This is a genomic window from Bauldia sp., assembly GCF_020442045.1.
Classification (GTDB): domain Bacteria; phylum Pseudomonadota; class Alphaproteobacteria; order Rhizobiales; family Kaistiaceae; genus Bauldia.
On sequence record NZ_JAGRLA010000145.1, the window covers coordinates 41,328 to 58,271 of the forward strand.

Annotated in this window: 16 protein-coding genes and 3 tRNA genes; 4 read left to right on the forward strand and 15 right to left on the reverse strand. The window is 64.4% G+C overall.

The window, feature by feature from the left end:
- Nucleotides 1-9: 9 nt before the first annotated feature.
- The 5 genes from KDJ86_RS16215 to KDJ86_RS16235 form a co-directional block, all read right to left on the reverse strand.
- A tRNA-Arg gene (locus KDJ86_RS16215) sits at nt 10-86 on the reverse strand.
- Between the two features lie 14 nt (nt 87-100).
- Nucleotides 101-406, reverse strand: a complete 306-nt coding sequence (locus KDJ86_RS16220) for an ETC complex I subunit (RefSeq protein ID WP_291748128.1) — start codon at nt 404-406, stop codon at nt 101-103.
- A 119-nt stretch (nt 407-525) separates the two neighbouring features.
- A tRNA-Pro gene (locus tag KDJ86_RS16225) sits at nt 526-602 on the reverse strand.
- A gap of 75 nt (nt 603-677) precedes the next feature.
- The gene (locus KDJ86_RS16230; protein ID WP_291748130.1) at nt 678-1,715 is read right to left on the reverse strand and encodes a hypothetical protein; all 1,038 of its coding nucleotides are present in this window, start codon (nt 1,713-1,715) and stop codon (nt 678-680) included.
- 263 nt (nt 1,716-1,978) lie between these two features.
- Entirely contained in the window at nt 1,979-2,833 is an 855-nt protein-coding gene (locus KDJ86_RS16235; RefSeq protein WP_291748133.1) for a hypothetical protein, read from the reverse strand.
- Between the two features lie 165 nt (nt 2,834-2,998).
- On the opposite strand from KDJ86_RS16235, the gene KDJ86_RS16240 reads away from it, so the two are divergent.
- Together KDJ86_RS16240 and KDJ86_RS16245 are read left to right on the forward strand one after the other, a co-directional pair.
- A complete protein-coding gene (locus tag KDJ86_RS16240; protein ID WP_291748136.1) occupies nt 2,999-4,018 on the forward strand; it encodes a spermidine synthase in 1,020 nt (339 codons plus the stop codon).
- A 13-nt stretch (nt 4,019-4,031) separates the two neighbouring features.
- Entirely contained in the window at nt 4,032-4,685 is a 654-nt protein-coding gene (locus KDJ86_RS16245; RefSeq protein ID WP_291748139.1) for a fused MFS/spermidine synthase, read from the forward strand.
- Nucleotides 4,686-4,748: 63 nt separating this feature from the next.
- Here KDJ86_RS16245 and KDJ86_RS16250 read toward each other — a convergent pair whose 3' ends face one another.
- The gene (locus tag KDJ86_RS16250) at nt 4,749-5,327 is read right to left on the reverse strand and encodes a cold-shock protein (protein WP_291748142.1); all 579 of its coding nucleotides are present in this window, start codon (nt 5,325-5,327) and stop codon (nt 4,749-4,751) included.
- Nucleotides 5,328-5,547: 220 nt separating this feature from the next.
- On the opposite strand from KDJ86_RS16250, the gene KDJ86_RS16255 reads away from it, so the two are divergent.
- Nucleotides 5,548-5,967, forward strand: coding sequence for a VOC family protein (locus KDJ86_RS16255; protein WP_291748144.1), 420 nt, complete (start codon nt 5,548-5,550; stop codon nt 5,965-5,967).
- Nucleotides 5,968-6,123: 156 nt separating this feature from the next.
- Nucleotides 6,124-6,199, forward strand: a tRNA-Glu gene (locus tag KDJ86_RS16260).
- 226 nt (nt 6,200-6,425) lie between these two features.
- Here KDJ86_RS16260 and KDJ86_RS16265 read toward each other — a convergent pair.
- The 9 genes from KDJ86_RS16265 to KDJ86_RS16305 form a co-directional block, all read right to left on the reverse strand.
- Complete coding sequence (locus KDJ86_RS16265; protein ID WP_291748146.1) at nt 6,426-7,892, reverse strand: mannitol dehydrogenase family protein; 1,467 nt, start codon at nt 7,890-7,892, stop codon at nt 6,426-6,428.
- Between the two features lie 153 nt (nt 7,893-8,045).
- Complete coding sequence (locus KDJ86_RS16270) at nt 8,046-9,125, reverse strand: ABC transporter ATP-binding protein (RefSeq protein ID WP_291748149.1); 1,080 nt, start codon at nt 9,123-9,125, stop codon at nt 8,046-8,048.
- Nucleotides 9,126-9,139: 14 nt separating this feature from the next.
- Nucleotides 9,140-9,967: a carbohydrate ABC transporter permease gene (locus tag KDJ86_RS16275; protein ID WP_291748209.1), complete on the reverse strand. Its 828-nt coding sequence runs from the start codon at nt 9,965-9,967 to the stop codon at nt 9,140-9,142.
- A complete protein-coding gene (locus KDJ86_RS16280) occupies nt 9,967-10,791 on the reverse strand; it encodes a carbohydrate ABC transporter permease (RefSeq protein ID WP_291748151.1) in 825 nt (274 codons plus the stop codon). The genes KDJ86_RS16275 and KDJ86_RS16280 overlap by 1 nt, the downstream gene beginning before the upstream one ends.
- 138 nt (nt 10,792-10,929) lie before the next feature.
- Nucleotides 10,930-12,249, reverse strand: coding sequence for an ABC transporter substrate-binding protein (locus KDJ86_RS16285; RefSeq protein ID WP_521085308.1), 1,320 nt, complete (start codon nt 12,247-12,249; stop codon nt 10,930-10,932).
- Between the two features lie 347 nt (nt 12,250-12,596).
- Nucleotides 12,597-13,364 carry a GntR family transcriptional regulator gene (locus KDJ86_RS16290; RefSeq protein WP_291748153.1) on the reverse strand — a complete coding sequence of 256 codons (768 nt, stop codon included), beginning with the start codon at nt 13,362-13,364 and terminating at the stop codon, nt 12,597-12,599.
- Nucleotides 13,365-13,373: 9 nt separating this feature from the next.
- Nucleotides 13,374-14,750, reverse strand: coding sequence for an FGGY-family carbohydrate kinase (locus tag KDJ86_RS16295; protein WP_291748156.1), 1,377 nt, complete (start codon nt 14,748-14,750; stop codon nt 13,374-13,376).
- A gap of 12 nt (nt 14,751-14,762) precedes the next feature.
- The gene (locus tag KDJ86_RS16300) at nt 14,763-15,557 is read right to left on the reverse strand and encodes a class I fructose-bisphosphate aldolase (protein ID WP_291748159.1); all 795 of its coding nucleotides are present in this window, start codon (nt 15,555-15,557) and stop codon (nt 14,763-14,765) included.
- Between the two features lie 20 nt (nt 15,558-15,577).
- Nucleotides 15,578-16,570: an alcohol dehydrogenase catalytic domain-containing protein gene (locus KDJ86_RS16305; protein WP_291748160.1), complete on the reverse strand. Its 993-nt coding sequence runs from the start codon at nt 16,568-16,570 to the stop codon at nt 15,578-15,580.
- Nucleotides 16,571-16,944: the final 374 nt, after the last annotated feature.

Genomic DNA, 16,944 nt, shown 5'->3' on the forward strand with positions numbered 1-16,944 from the left:
AGGGAATTTTGGCGACCCCGGCAGGATTCGAACCTGCGACCTGTGGATTAGAAGTCCACTGCTCTATCCAACTGAGCTACGGGGCCGTCTGCGGCCCGTATCAGTGCGTCCAGGGCTGCGGCCGGTCGTATCTGAAATTGTCGGAATAGGACTGCAGCTTGACGTCCCGTTCCTGTGCTTCCAGGACGCGATAGGGAATGCCGCTGCGTTCGGCATAGGCGACAGCCTCGTCCCGTGTCTCGAATTCGAGGTGGATCTGCCGCCGCATGTCCGACGACGACGTATAGCCCATCAGCGGATCGACCTTGAGCGGCACCTCCGGCTCGTATTCGAGGACCCAGAACTCGGTCTGCGCATTGCCTGACTGCATCGCGGTCTTGGCAGGCTTGAAGATTCGCGCAAGCATCGGATGCCCTTCCACGCTGGATGACCTCACACGCCGACGGAAATCCGAAGCGCCGGCCGACCCGCATAAATAGGCCGAGCCGAACCGGCCGATCAAGCCCCGCAACGGCGCGATGAGAATGGTCGGGGCAGCAGGATTCGAACCTACGACCCCCTGCTCCCAAAGCAGGTGCTCTACCAGGCTGAGCTACGCCCCGACACGGCTGGATCGCGGCCACTCAATACACATTCGCTGACGCACCTTCAAGCGGACCGGCCCGCCGCCGGCGCAGCTAGGGTGTCGCCGCCATCGGCACGAAGGCGACGCTGTCGGTCGGGATGACAAAACCCTCTTCGACCGCGGTGCTCAGCGGGTGCTCGGCCAGCGTCTCCTCGTCCTCCGTGACGATTTCCAGATAACGCAGCAACATCAGGAGAGCATCGCGGACGGCCGCGTATTCGTCCCTGCGCCGCGCCACAATCCGCTTCTGCGCCTCTATCCTTGCAGGGACCTTCCGCTTCCTCCGGTTGAACTCGATATTCGCCGGTATTGGTTCGTAGACGACATGCTCCGGACAACCATTGGGGATTCGTCCCGGCGGACAGGCAATCACCACGCGGAGCATCGTTTCGGCCTTGTCGTCCTCGAGCCTGAAGGTGAGCTGATCCAGGTCCGCCAGATCGTCGGAGAGATTGTGTCGTCGCACGAAGCGCGATTCGAGCAGCTTCAACAGATCCTTGTGCGAATCCTCGAGCCTCTCCTTCACCTCAAGGAACAACGGGATGATCATTCCGTGCTTGCCGGTGATCAGGCTCTTGATCACCGGCGCCCCGCGATATTCGCTGGCGACCAGTGCGAATTCACACCAGAAGATGAGGTCGAGAAGCCTGCTGATGCGGTTCTCGTGCAGCACCAGGTAGGTCAACGCTTCGCTGACCCGATCCCACCCGGCGGAGTTGATCCGGTACCGCCGTCGCTCCGCCTCTCCAAGATTGAAGTAGTTGCTGAGAATGGACGTCAGGGTCGCATACCGCTCCTCCAGGAGAGCGACCTCGACGACTTCGGTGACGATCTCCTCAATTTGATCGGGAAGCTCGTCCAGTTTTCGCAGGATTGCCTCGTTCTGCCGCTGGATCTGCCGGATCTCCTGCTCGATCCGCACCAGGTAACCCTTGATCTCCGCCAGGGCATCGATGATCCGCCTGTTCTCGTCTCGCTCGGCAAAGAAACCGACGACCGTCGCTCCGGCTCCGACGACGCTCGCGGCACTGGCGGCGTAAGCCAGATCGGAAGCGGGAATTCCAAGCAATCCTTCGAGCCCGGCCGCCATTGAAAACTCCTATAGCGTGCAATGACAATTATTACTCTCATACCGTCTATTTGTCTTTTCTGCAATTGATGCGTCAACCGGGGAAAGGCGCACTTCCGGCGCCAGGCGCCCGCATCAGGCTGCCCGGGATTCGAGCCACGGCGGCCGGTCGACCGGAGCCGCGACGGCGGGACCGTGAGCCTGCTGGCCAACCAGACCGGGGATGTCGGGAGCATCACCCCGCATCGCGGCGGCGACGGCCACCGCCGCGATCCCTGCGTGGATCAGTGCAGCCGGTCGGCGAGCGCCTGGGCCTCGGCGACGACCGCCGGATAGGCGTCCTCGCCGGGAGCGTGCTCCGCATAGCAGCGACGATAGGCCTCCTCGCCCTCGGCATAGAGCGCGTATGGATCGTCGGTGTCGCTGCCCGTCTGCGCCTCGGCCCGTGCCTCATAGCCTTTCCACACCGCGTCGCACGCGGGGATGGCGTGGACGGGCGCGGTCACTGGCGCGGTCGCCAGGTAGAACCTCCCCCCGCCGATCACCGCGACCATGATCTCATCCGGCACGCCGACCGCGAGATCCTGGGTGCGCATGTCGAGCATCGCGTAAACATGATCGGCTCCAGTCGGCACGGTCACCGGCAGCTCGGCGAAGCGGACGACCGCCGCATCGGCGCTGATCGCCTGGATGTAGAAGCTCTCTTCCCTCAGCGCATCGGGAAGATTATCGGGCATGGTGAAGGTGTCCCACCAGTCGCGGTGGGCGGCGAGCCACACCTCGACAAGAGCGTCGGTCGTCACCAGCGCGCCCGCCTCCATGTCGTCTGCCGAAAAGAGGAGCCCGTCCAGGGAGCCGAAGCCGACGTCGGTGTCGAAAAGCGTGTCGAGGCTGATCGCACCATCGGCAGGAAACCCCTGAAGGGCGGCCGGGCCGACGATCTGCTTCAACTGCGCTTCGAGATCGTCGAGCGCCGCGTCGTGCGCCGCCATGACGTCGTCCCCGAAGTCGCCGGCATCGGTATCGGCGGTGAACCTGGCAATATAGGCGTCGCGGGAGGCGAGATAGTTTTTCACCGCTTCGGGCTGGACAGCAGCGACCGAGGCGAGAACCAGCAAGGCAATCGCGAGGAATCTCATGTGAGGGCGTCCCGATGATGAGGCCCCTCATTCTATCCCGGAGCCCTCGCCCCGGATACGGGGAAGAACGGCGGGATGACGGTATCCGACACCCGGCCGCCGTTGTCTTGCCACGGGCTCCCGCTATAGTCCCTGCCGGCGACGCGAGGAGTAACCGGGATCATCATGGCCAAGGGGAAGACTGCGAAGGAGGCCGGGCCGAGGCCCGCGCCGGGACAGGCCCCGAAAGCCACCGGTTCGCGCGCCGCCATACTGATCGGCATTGCCGGCGCGATCGTCGTCTCGGGCGTCCTCGCCCTGTTGCTGTGGCCACAGCCCAAGTCGGAATTCGTCGCCCAGGCCGGAACCGAACCCGGCCTGATCGCCCGGATCGAGTCGCTCTACAACGACATCTACGTCTACAAGCGCGCCAACGGGAATTACGTCCTCTCCTTCGGCGCCGAGCGGCTGCGATACACCGAATCGGTGGTCAATCCGGACGACGAGCTTGATCTCCCCGTCTATTATACCCAGTCGATGACGGTCGGCCTCGCCTATGCCCCGGCGCTGGAGGATGCCGCGATCATCGGCCTCGGCGGTGGCCGGACCGCCTGGTACCATCACAAGAGCGTCCCGGACCTCCGTTTCACCGCCGTCGAGCTCGACCCATCCGTGGCGCAGGTCGCCGAGCAGTTCTTCAAGGTCGAGCCGGAGAAGAATTTCGACCTGGAGATCATCGACGGGCGGGTGTGGTTGACGAAGTCCGACCAGGCCTTCGACCTCATCCTGATCGACGCTTACCGTGGGCCTTTCGTGCCCTTCCACCTGCTGACGACCGAATTCTACCAGGAGGTCGCCGGGCACCTGAAGCCCGGCGGCGTCGCCGTCCAGAATGTCGAGCCGTCGACGATGCTCTTCGACAGCGCCGTCGCGACGATCGGCGCCGCCTTCGACAACCTCGATTTCTACAGGGGCAACGGCAACATCGTCATCGTCGCCTACGACGGACCGAAGCGCGACCCGGAAGAGCTCAAGCGCATCGCTGCCGAGCGTCAGGCCGAATACGGTTTCCGCTACGACCTCACCGAGATCGTCTCACGCGGCTATCAACCGGACGTCGACGCCACCGCCGAACCGCTCACCGACGATTTCGCACCGGTCGAGTATCTGAAGGCGATCGACCGCCATAACCGGAAACAGACCTGACCGGCCCCGCCACATGACAACAGCGATAGCGCTCCCCCTTCATCGCCGGCTGGCCGTCGGCCCCGCCGCCGCATTCCTCGTCGTCCTCGACGTGCTGACCCTCGGCTTCGTGACGCTCGGCTTCGAGATGGTCGCGAGCCGTATCCTGACGCCCCTCTTCGGCAGCGGCATCTACACCTGGGCAACGATCATCTCGATCGTCGTCGGCGGGCTGATGGCAGGCTATTTCCTGGGCGGCTTCGTCGCCGACCGCTTTCCCGGATTCGGACTTGCCGCGCTGATCAAGTTCGCGTCGTCGGCCTATCTCTTCTTCGTCTACTGGCTGTCGCAGGGAGGACTCGAAGCGCTGATCGACCAGATCGACGGCGAGTTCACCGCCCTCTTCACCAGCGGCTTCGTCGTCTGCTTTCCGCCGCTGGTCATCCTCGGCATGTATTCGCCGCTCTCCGTCCGGCTGCTCTTGCGCGAGCCGAGCGACGCCGGGCGGATATCGGGAGGGCTGTTCGCCATCTCCTCCTTCGGCAACATCGTCGGGATCATCATCACGACCTTCGTCCTGATCCCCTCGATCGGCACCCGGGCGATCACCGCCGGCTTCGCGACCTTCCTGCTGGCATCCGCCTTCGCGTCGCTCAGCACCCGCGCCGTCTACCGCCAGCCGAATTAAACCAGCGCGCGAAAAAACGCGCCTACCGGCGTTGATCGGACTCTGGAATTCCGGATTGCGCAGCTAGTGCGACGACAGCCCGCCGCTGCCCGTATCCGGCAGCACTTCCGCCGCCATCAGCCCCTTGGCGCCGTCGCCGTAGCGGACCAGCACGGTTTGGCCCGGCCGCAACTCGGCAAGGCCATACTGCCGCAGCGTCTCCATGTGGACGAAGATGTCCTCGGTGCCCTCGCCGCGGGTCAGGAAGCCATAGCCGCGAACCCGGTTGAACCACTTCACCGTCGCGCGCTCGAGACCACTGGTCGGCGTCACCGTCGTATGCGTGCGCGAGGCGACCGTCTGCGGCGGACGCACCGCCGTCGACTCGTCCATGCTGAGGATGCGGAAGGCCTGCATCCCCTTCTCGCGCCTGACCGCCTCGCAGACGATGCGCGCGCCTTCATGCGCGGTCTGGAATCCATCCTGCCTCAGGCAGGTGACATGGAGCAGCACGTCGGGCGCGCCGTCGTCCGGGACGATGAAGCCATAGCCCTTCGACGCGTCAAACCACTTGATGACGCCCGAGACCTCGACCAGTTCGACTGAACGTTCCTCGCCCGCCTCGACGCCGAGAGGAAGTCCGGGTGAGACCTTCGCCCCCATATTGACGTGGTGCCCCTACACGATGCCGCAAATCGGCGCAGCCTTCGCCGAATCTCTTTCGAGCATAACACCCGCTAGGCGAGAGACCAGCCCAAAATGGCACTGTTTCCGCGCCCTGTGTACTCTATGCAACGGTCGCCGATCGGGATCGCGATTTGCCTTTGTCCTTCGTGACCTTATGCTGCCGCCGCAACGCGCCAGACTTCCGGAGGAGTTCTTCATGAAATACCTGCACACCATGGTCCGGGTCACCGACCTCGACGAATCACTCAGGTTCTATCGCGATCTGCTCGGCCTCCGGGAGACGCGCCGGATCGAGAACGAGAAGGGTCGCTTCACCCTCGTCTTCCTCGCGGCGGAAGGCCAGGAAGAGGCGCCGATCGAACTGACCTATAACTGGGACCCGGAGGTCTATACGGGCGGCCGCAACTTCGGCCACCTCGCCTATGAGGTCGACGACATCTACGCCTTCTGCCAGAAGGCGATGGACGCTGGCGTCACGGTGAACCGCCCGCCACGCGACGGCCACATGGCCTTCATCCGCTCGCCCGACAACATCTCTCTCGAAATCCTCCAGAAGGGCGCCTCTCTCGCCCCGCAGGAGCCCTGGGCCTCGATGCCGAATACCGGCGAGTGGTAGCCGATATCGTGACCATGGACCGCGCGGCGGCGGCGTAACACTCCGCTCCGGCGCGGTCGTTTCCGGCCGGAAGACACGAAAATCGACGGACCCGAAAAGATGCCGTCGGTATCCTCTTGTTTCCGGGTGGGGATCGCCTTTATAAGGCAGCGCGTTGCGCCCTTCGTCTAGAGGTCCAGGACGCCGCCCTTTCACGGCGGAAACACGGGTTCGATTCCCGTAGGGCGTACCAATATTTCCGAATGCCTGAACGCCGACGCTCGTCTTGTCTCCGGATGTGTTCCGTCGGCATGGGGCGGACGGGTCCCCGTCTCCGCGACCTTGCGGCGCGATCGCTTCCACCCGACCGGACGCCGGCGCGAGAGCCCCTTCCAGTCTGAACGGGAAGAAGGCATTGCCGTCGACCGGTCCGACGGCCGCGACACCTGCCCCTCACCTGCCCGTGGGTCGAAGCCGCGTCACGAGGCCAGATAGGCCTTCATTGTCGCCTCGACGCCCTCAGCCCAGATCATCCGCAGCCACCTGTCGAAGGCCTCGGCAAAGACCGGCTTGTCGGCGAGGTCGCCGTAGTACTGACGCATCCCGAGCCACGCCCGCGGATCGTGCTTCGCCTGCTTCGCCACCGCCATGAGGTCATCCCAGTGCGGGTCGTTCGCCTCAATGACATGACCATTCTCGCGGGTGCCGTAGCACTGCCGGCACCAGGCGGCTTCGACCAATGCCAGCCCTGCCACCGGGGCACCCGATGCCAGGGCTTCGCGGGCCGTCGGAATGACCATGCCGGGATGGCGCGACGCGCCATCGAAGGCGATCCGCCGGGCGGTATCGACGATGGCGGGATTCGAGAAGCGCTCCTCGATCAGCCTGAAGTATTCGATCGGCGTCTTGCCGGGCACCGGCACCACCAGCGGGACGATCTCCTCGGTCTCGACCTTGCTGAAAAACGCGCGGATCGTCGGGTGCCGCATGATGTCCGAGACCACGGCGATGTCCATGATCTCGGCCACGTTGGCGAAGCACTGGTGGCCGGCATTGAGGATGCGGATCTTCTGCATCTCGTAGCCGTGCACGTCATCGGAGAACTGCGCTCCCACCTTGTCCCACGGCGGGCGGCCCTGACAGAAGGCATCTTCGATGACCCATTGGCGGAAGTTCTCGTGCGTCACCGGCACCGCGTCGTCGATGCCGAACTCGCGCGCGAGTGCCAGCTCCTGGTGCCCGGTGGCCGGCACGATGCAGTCGACCATGGAATTGGGGAAGGTGCAGTTGGCGTCGATCCAGTCAGCCAGCGCCGGATCGGAGAGGCGGGCGAGTGAGACAATGGTCTGGCGCAGGATGTTGCCGTTGCCTTGCAGATTGTCACAGCTCTGGCCGGTGAAGGGTCCGACACCGCGGTCGCGCCGCAGCCTCAGCGCCGCCACCATGGCTCCGAAGGCCGTCCTGGGGCTCTCGGGATGGGCGGCATCGTGGACGATGTCGGGATGGCTCTCATCAAACGACTTCGTCGCCGGGTCAATGTAATAGCCGCCCTCGGTGACCGTGAGCGCAACGATCCGGATCGCGGGCTCCGCCATGCGCGCGATCAGCGGACCGTTGCCATCGACGACCTCGACATAGTCGATCATCGAGCCGACCACCTCGGCCGACTTTCCCGAAGGGTCGAGCTCGATCAGCGTGGTCAAATAGTCCTGGGCCTTCAGTTTCTCCCGCTGCACCGCGTCATAAGGGCGGACGCCGGCACCGACGATGGCCCAGTCATGGGCCAGTCCGCGTTCCATCAGTCGGTGCAGATACCAGGACTGGTGCGCTCGATGGAAGTTGCCGAGCCCGATATGCACAATGCCGGGGGTGAGCTTCGAGCGGTCATAGGTCGGTCGAAGCACGTTGTCGGCAAGACCGGGAAGGGTTGCATTCGAGAGCAGCATCACGGGTCGTCCAGTCTCCGCCTCAATCGTCGAAATCGCGCCGCACGAAATCGGCCGGATCGGCGATCGCCGACGGCGCCTCCTCGCCCTCACCGCGCAGGTAGAGCGTCCCCTTGCGGCACCTTCAGTGCCATGACCTTGGCGATGCGGTCCCTATCGCCGCACCAGCGCCAGGCCTTTGTCGTCGAACAGATGCAGACGGTTGTTGTCTACGCCGAGCAGACGCCGGTCGTTGATTGCGACCTCCGCGTCGTGAGCGACCTCCACGGTGACGAGATCGTCGGCGCCGATGTCGACGTAGCATAGAGTTTCGCTGCCGAGCCTCTCGATCACGTTGATCGCGCCGGCAAATTCGCCCTCGTCGACGAAGTGCAGCGCCTCGGGTCGGATTCCGACTGTGACCTTACGCCCGACTGACAGAGGCATCTCGGCCTCGACGGACAGTCGCGACCCACCCGGCATCGCCAGAAGCGCCCTGTTGCCCTCGATGGCCTGCACGGTGGCGCCGATCAGATTCATCTTGGGCGAGCCGATGAACCCCGCGACGAACGTATTGACGGGCCGCTCGTAGAGTTCAAGCGGTGCGCCGGCCTGCTCGACGATGCCGTCCCGCATCACCACGATCCGGTCGGCCATGGTCATCGCCTCGATCTGGTCATGGGTCACATAGATCATGGTCGCGTCGAGGCTGCGGTGCAGCCGGGCGAGCTCGATCCGCATCTGCACGCGGAGCGCGGCGTCGAGGTTCGACAGCGGCTCATCGAAGAGAAAAATCTTGGGGTTTCGGACGATAGCCCGGCCGATGGCAACACGTTGCCGCTGCCCGCCCGAGAGTTCCTTGGGACGACGCTCGAGGAGATGCTCGAGCTGCAGGATCTTTGCGGCCTCCAGCACCTTGGCGGCGCGCGTCGCCTTGTCGACGCCGGCGAGCTTCAGCGCGAAGCCCATGTTGTCGGCGACCGTCATGTGCGGATAGAGGGCGTAGCTCTGGAACACCATGGCGAGGCCGCGCGCATCGGCCGAGACGTCGTTCACCACCTCGCCGTCGATCAGGACCTCGCCCTCGGTGATCTCCTCGAGCCCGGCGATCATCCTCAGCAGCGTGGACTTGCCGCAGCCGGAGGGCCCGACCAGAACGACAAATTCCCGGTCCTTGACGGCGAGATTCACGTCGCGGACCACGGGCACCGAGCCGAAGCTCTTGCTGACCGATTTCAATTCGAGCGTCGACATTCCTTGTCTCTTCCCTATTTCACGGCGCCGAATGTCAGACCGCGCACGAGCTGGCGTTGCATGATCCAGCCAAAGATCAGGATGGGGGCGACTGATGCCAAGGAGGCGGCCGAAAGTTTGGCCCAGAACAGCCCCTCCGAATTGGCGAAGCTGGCGATCGCGAGGGCCAGCGTTCCGGCGTCGGTAGCGGTGATGTTGATCGCCCAGAACGACTCGTTCCAGGCAAGGATGATCGAAAGCAGCGCCGTCGAGGCAATGCCCGGCGCAGTCAGCGGCACCAGCAGATAGCGAAGCTGCGTGAGCGGCCTCGCCCCGTCCATCCGCGCCGCTTCGAGGATCTCCGACGGGACCTCCTTGAAATAGGAGTAGAGCATCCACACCACCAGCGGCAGGTTCGACAGGCCGATGATGACGGTGAGCGCGAAGGTGGTGTCGAGCAGGCGGACCGAGACCAGGATGAGGTAGATGGGAATGAGCACGCCGACCGCCGGCATGAAGCGGATGGACAGCATCCACAGCATCACGGCCCGCGTGCGGTTGGTGCCATGGAAGGCCATCACGTAGGCGGCCGGAGCCGCCAGCAGGAGGGCGAATATGGTGGAAATGAAACTGACGCTGATGCTGTTCCAGGCGTGACGCAGATAGCCCACGCGCTCGCTCATCTCCGCGAAATTCTCGAGCGTTGGATGAAAGAACAGCAGCGGGGGAAGCGCGGCAGCATCCTGCTCGGTCTTGAACGCCGCGAGGGCCATCCAGAACACCGGGAAGAACATGATCAGCGCCACGAGCCAGCCGACGATGGCCCGCAACAGCTTCTGACGTTTCTTTTTGGTAGCGGACATCACAGTTGCTTGGCGATCGCGCGAATGAAGAAGAACGCCACGATATTGGCGAGTATCACGGCAAGCAGCCCGCCAGCGGACGCCAGCCCGACGTCGAATCCCTGCAGAGCGCGCGAGAAGATATAAAAGGGAATGTTGGTCGTCTCAGTACCCGGTCCGCCCTGCGTCGTCACATAGATCTCCGCGTAGATGGCAAGGAAGAAGATCGTCTCGAGCATCACGACCACCGAGATCGGCCGGTAGAGGTGCGGCAGTACGACGTACCGGAACGTGGCCAGGGACCGCGCGCCATCCATGCGCGCGGCTTCGAGCTGCTCCCGGTCAAGCGATTGCAGGGACGTCAGCAGGATAAGCGTGGTGAAGGGCGTCCAAATCCAGCTCACTATGATGACGATCGCGGTCATCGGATAGGTCGAGAACCAGTCGATGGGCGCCAGCCCAACCGACTTCATCAACCACGACACCAGCCCCCAGACCGGGTGGAGGATCAGGTTCTTCCAGACTAGAGCGGCCACCGTCGGCATAACGAAGAACGGCGCGATGACCAGGAGCCGTGCGATTGGTCGGCCGGGAAAGGGCCCGTCATAGAGGAGCGCGAGGAGCGTACCGAGGACCACCGTCACCCCGATCGGCGCGAAGACGAGCACAAGGGTGTTCTTGAGCACCCGCGGCAGATCGGGATCGGTCAGCAGGAATTCGTAGTTGATCAGGCCACCCCATTCCGGCGGCGGGATCTGCAGATTGTAGTTCTGGAACGAGTACCAGATGGTCAGCGCCAGCGGCACGATCATCCAGATCGCGAGGAGAATGATCGCTGGCAGCATAAGCGGCCAGGCCGCACCGCCGCGTCGCCGCCGCGACGGGACTAACGTCCTTCCTCTAACTTCCCGCGCTGACATCCGCCCCCCGATCGTCCTTTCGTCGTGGGCCGGGCCGCAGTGCGCGGCCCGGCCCCTTGTCGTCTACTTGTAGTAGCCGGCCTTCTGCAGGACGCGGTCGGCGTTGGCCGCGGCGTCGTCGAGCGCATCGGACACCGACATCTTGCCGGTGAGCGCGGCGGCGACCTGCTGGCCAAGGTAGTTGTTGATGGCCTGCATCTCCGGAATCAGCGGGAAGTTGATACCGGCATAGGGCTTCGGCTCCATGGTGTTGTCGACCAGGCTGGCGTTCTCGATGGCCGCCAGGGTGGGCTTGGCGAACGGCGCCGCGTCAAGGTAGTTCTGGTTCTCGTAGGTCGACTTGCGGGTACCGGGCGGAATCGTCACCCAGCCTTCCTTCTCGCCAATCATGTCGATGTAGCCCTTCGAGGTCGCCCACTCGATGAAGGCCTTGGCCTCATCGACCTGCTGCGACGACGACGGGACACCGAGTGCCCAGGCCCAGAGCCAGGCGCCCCCCTTGTTCCACTTCTCGATCGGCATCTGCGCCAGACCGAGCTTGTCGGCCACTTTCGACCGCTTCGGATCGAAAAGGAAACCGGCCGCCACCGTGGCATCATTCCACATCGCGCACTTGCCTTCCGACATCAGCGCGAGGTTTTCGTTGAAGCCGTTGCCGACCACGCCCGGCGGGCCATAATTGTTGGCCAGATCGACGTAGAACTGGACGGCTTCCTTCCAGTTGTCGCTGTTCACGGCCGAATGCCAGTCCATGTCGAACTGGACACCACCGAACACGTTGGCCATCAGGCCGACCAGCGCCAGGTTCTCGCCCCAGCCCGGCAGGCCGCGGACGCAGATGCCGTGAATGTCATTGTCCTTGTCATCGAGCTTGGCCGCGAAATCGGCAATTTGCTGCCATGTCGGCTGATCCGGCATCGTCAGACCCGCCTTCTCGAACAGGTCCTTGCGGTAGAACGTCATTGCGCTCTCGGCGTAGAACGGCACCGAATACAGCTTGCCCTCGTAGGACAAGGCATCCCGAACCGTCGGCAGCATGTCTTCGGCGTCATAATCCGCAGGCAGGTCGTCGAACGGCACCAGCCAGCCCGCCTTCCCCCAGATCGGGGTTTCGTAGGCGCCAATGGTGATGATGTCGAACTGGCCGCCGTTGGTGGCGATGTCGGTCGTAACGCGCTGGCGCAGTGTGTTCTCGTCAAGCACAAGCCAGTTCAGCTTCACTCCCTTCTCAGCTTCGTACTCGGCCGAGTATTTCTGCATCACAACCATGTCCGGGTTGTTCACGGTGGCGATCGTAAGCGTCGTCTCCGCTTGCGCCGCGCCAAGGCCGACGACCACCCCGACTGCCGTGGTTGCCATGAATTTCCAGAAACGCATTTGCATCCTCCTTTGATGTGGTTCTTCAACCGGAGGAATCTCTCCCCCCAGAAGTTGGTCACTGGACATACGTCCGGCGAATCCCGGGCCGGGTCCGAACGCATTGAGGCACAGGAGACGGCGAACGACGCGCTTTCGCTCGCCAGCGCCGAACCGGCATTCGACTGTCGACCGGGTTCCTCCGCTCACCCTGTAAGGCAGGTTCCGGTGCGCGATCGATCCTCCCATGCGCACCAATGTAATGCCTGTACTGTTTGTACGTACAAACCGTGTCACTATTGGGCGTCGAAAGCAAGTATTTTTCAGTGTGACGAAGACGAAATGGCTTTGCGGCGGGCGGTGGGCCGTCGAGCCTATTTCGGGCCCGTCGACGCTTCCACCGTTACGTTGACCACGTCGGTGCGAACCCAGGAATTATAGTAGTCGATAGGCTGGCCGTTCTGCCCCCAGGACACCGAAGTCACCAGCAGCAGCGGCGACGCGACCGGCACGGCGAGCAGCTTGGCCACGTCGGCAGCGGCGGCAACCGCCTCGACCGATCGACGCGCGCTGTAGATGCGGTGCCCCGCCTTCCCAAGCGACTTGTTGAGCGACCCGCCTGAAAGCACGTCGCCGGCGAGCACCGCGTCGCGCATTCCGATTGGCAGATAATTCTTCGAATAGACGGCCTCCTTGCCGTCGAGCTTGCGGAGACGCCGGAGCAGGAAGCCGGGGCTCCCCTCGGCGAGGTCGAGGGCCTTGGCGCAATGGCCCTTGAACGGCTTGACCTCCGCTTCGAGGATCTCGGTCTCGACATTGCGGCGGTTTGCATCGACTTCGCCTTCGAAGAACCCGGTCGCGACCTGCAACCCCCAGCCGGCCTGCCAAGGATCGATGACGAAGGCCCCGCGACGCGGAACAACCCGGATGCGCCGGCGATCCTCGAGCGTGCGAAGGGTCTCGCGGACCGTCGAGCGCGCCAGGTCGAACTTTCTGCAGAGCTCGCTTTCGGATGGCAGCCGCTCTCCCGGCGTGAACAGGCCGCTGTCGATTGCCGCCTCGATCGCGTCCGAGAGCTGCAGGTAGAAGGGTTGAGGCGAAGACCGGTCGATGTCTCGATCAAACAGGGTCGATTGCGCCATACTCACCTCCTATTCCGTCGGTGTCCCTCCGCTTCCGGCTGCCTGCGTCTCCCGAAGAGCGTCGTACGTCTGCATCCATTCTGGCAAGGGTCCAACGCTTTTGATATCGGTTTCGCGCAAAAGACAAGCTGGCTCGCCCGTTGCCGCACCCGCGGCGTATTGCGCGGCCCCGAGCGCTGAGAGCTCCATCTCCTCGACGACCATTATCGCACGCCCGAAGACGCTCGCGCGCATTTCGATGAAGCCGCGCGACCGCGCCCGACCACCGGTGGCGTAGATTGGCCCAGGCGGCACGCCGACAGCGGTCATGCGTTCGATCAGGCGGCGGGCGGCGAAGCTCTCCCGTTCGAGGGCGCGGCGGATGCCACGTGTGCCGGGCAGCATGGCGGCAAGCTCGCCGGGGTTTGCCGGCGGCGCGCCGGCCAGTCGGTCGCGGGCGAGAAAACCGCGGATATCGGCCTCGCGCGCTCCGGCAGCGGCCAGGTCCACGTCCATCTCCAGCACACCGAGACAGGCGATCGCCTCGCCTCCGGCCGGCGGTAGCGACAGCGCGATGGCAGGATCGACCATGCCGGGCCGCACGCCGTCGGTCTCGCCGTAGATGAGATTGGCGGTGCCGAGGGAATCGACGATGGCGCCCGGGTCGTAGCGCCGAACCGCAGCGGCCGCCATCGGATGATCATGTCCGCCCGCGACTACCAGGGTCTCGCCACTGGCGGCGCCACTTGCGAGCAGAGCGCCCCGCGTGACGCCGCCGAGGATGTAGCCGGCGGGGACGATCGGGGGCAGCGGCGGCGCCCGCGCCGCGACGAGCAGCGGCCCGATCCAGTCGCGTTCGAACACATCGAAACAGGCGGTGCGCGGCGCAAGGCTGGCACTCATGAAGGGGCGGCCGGACCACCAGGCCGCCGGATAGTCGGTCAGGGCGACCCAGGACGAGGCTTCCATCAGCTCGTCCGGGCGATGGGTGGCGAGCCACAGCCACTTCGCCGCCGTGCGATCCGGCCCGATGGCGATGCCTGACCGGGCGATCAAGGCGCCGAACCGGCCCGCGAGGCGCGCCGCCTCGTCCCGCGCGCGGACATCGAACCAGGGGATCGCAAAGCCGGTCGGAACCATGCCGGCGTCGACGCCGACTCCGTCCTCGCCAACGCCCGAGGCGGCGATGCTGCGCAACGGCGGGCCGCCGCCCGCCTCGCGCCATCCCGCGATGATCAATTCCTCGAGCAGCGCGACCAGGGCCGTCGCATCGGTCACCGGTCCAACGCCGTCGTCGCCCCGCGGCGACGGGACCGTCCTGGTGTCGACGACCGTCCCGTCCGGCGCCACCAGCACGACCTTGAGATTGGTACTGCCGATATCGATCCCGCAGTCGAGCGTCGGCATGGGGAGCGGTCGCTACCAGCGTCGGGTGAAGGACGTGCGCGTGATCTCCGCGATTTCCTTGATCATGTCGGAAGCCTCCCCAGGATCGCGCTGCCAGATCTTGCGGCCGACGACAACCCCCTGGGCACCGGCTTGGATCGACTCCCTGATGGCGCGCACCGTAGAGGCGGCGTCGCCCTCCTTCGGCCCCCCCGCCACCACGATCGGGATGTCGAGCTCATCGACAAGCTTCGCGGTCGCGTCGATGCCGGGGAAGGTGATCTTGATAATGTCGGCGCCGAGGTCGTAGCAGACCCGCGCCACCTCGAGCTCGGCCTCGATGATCTCCGGCGTGCGGGGCGCATTGAGGAACACAGGCTCCAGCATGGTCGGGATGTTCCAGCAGCTTGCCGCATTGACGGCAGCGCCAACCCGGCTGAAATAGCGCACCTTCTCCTCGTCGGTGACGTTGAAGGGCATCAGCATCTTGATGCAGTCGACTCCGAGACGCACGGCGTCCTCGACGGTGGAGACCATGCAGCCCGTCCCGGTCTCCGGCGCGTGCGTCGGCCAGAATGCGTCGATGGCAAGCACGCGGGCAAGGTGGGAGGCCCGCGCCAGATCGACCTCGGACTGCTTGACGATGCCCGAGGACACCATGAAGCCCGTAATGTCCTCGCCGATGTAGCGGCGCATCACCTTGACCGGCGCCTCGAGCGCCTCGACCCGCCCCCACACGAGGCCATGGTCGATCGGGATAACGAGAGCGGCGCGATCATCCCGCAGGACGCGGTTCATCCGATAGTTGGTGGAATAGCGGTTCGCCATTGTCCTCTCCGGTGAGTGTGCTAACCGCCAAAGCGGAGTTGGGTCTTGATGGTTTGGCCCTTGGCCATCTCGTCAACGGCCGCGCCGAAATCCCAGACTTCAAAGCGGTCGTCGATCAGGACACGCGCCTGGTCGGCAATCTCGGACATCACGTCGACCGCCTCGGGAAACTTATCGGCCAGCGAGTTCGACCCTATGATGTGGAGTTCGCGCTCATAGATGCGGAATGGATTAAACGGCACGGAATCGTGCTCGCCGTGCACGCCCACTTGCACCAGGACGCCTGTCTTCTGCACCAGGTCGAGAGCTTGATCGAGCGCGGCGCGGGACCCGGCGGCTTCGAACACGACGTCGAACGCTTCGGTGCCCAGCAGGCCGGGATCAATCGCCTCGGCCACGCCGGCGGACTTCGCGACGGCGAGTTTGCCCGGCATCGGGTCGGCGAGTACCACCCGGTTGGCCCCCCGGAGCCGGCTCACAATCGCTGTGAGCAGGCCCATCGTTCCGCCCCCAAAGACAAGCACGTCCTTCGCCAGAACCCCTTGCGAACGTTCCACGGCATGGAGCACGCAAGCGAGCGGCTCGATCATCGCCGCGAGGTTGCCGCCAAGGCTTTCCCTTACGATGAACGTGTTGCGGGCCGGGGCCGCCACGTACTCGGCCGCCGCGCCCGGGCGCCCGACCCCGATCGGGTCCAGCTTTTCACAGAGATTCGGCCGGCCCATCTTGCACCACCGGCAGACGCCGCAGGTCACGTTGGGGTCAACGGCCACGAAATCGCCCTCCCTGAGCCCGCTCACGTCGCGGCCAACCTCGACGACGTGCCCGGAAAATTCATGACCGGGGATCACGGGATAGCGCGTGCCCGGGAAACCGTGATGCAGGATGTGCAAGTCCGTCCCGCAGATCCCGCAGGAACAGGGCTTCACCAGCACCTCGTCCGGCGCGATCGACGGCACATCCGTCTCGATCACCGCTACTGAATGGTCGGATCGGATCTGAACGGCGAGCATGAATTGGGACATCCGAGGGAAATTCGATCGTCTAGGAAACGTTTGGTCCGGGGCGAGCAAGGTTCGCGGGACCGGCAAGCGCCGCCGCAACAGTCCGTTTTGGTGAACCGCGACGCATTGAACCGTCACGTCCTCGGGAATTCACCCCTGCTCTCGCGCGCGTCAGGACGATGGTGCAACTTCTCCGCGCTCGCCCTGTCCGACAGGTTCTTGTCATCTTGTACCTCTTGTACGTACAGTACTGCAATGCATGGATGCAATCAATGGCTCATCGAATGAGCCTGTCATCGACCGATCGAATCCGAACAGGTGAACTTCAGGTACGAAGCGGCCGATCCCGGACCATGCCGTCAAACGCCATCGTCCCGGATGGG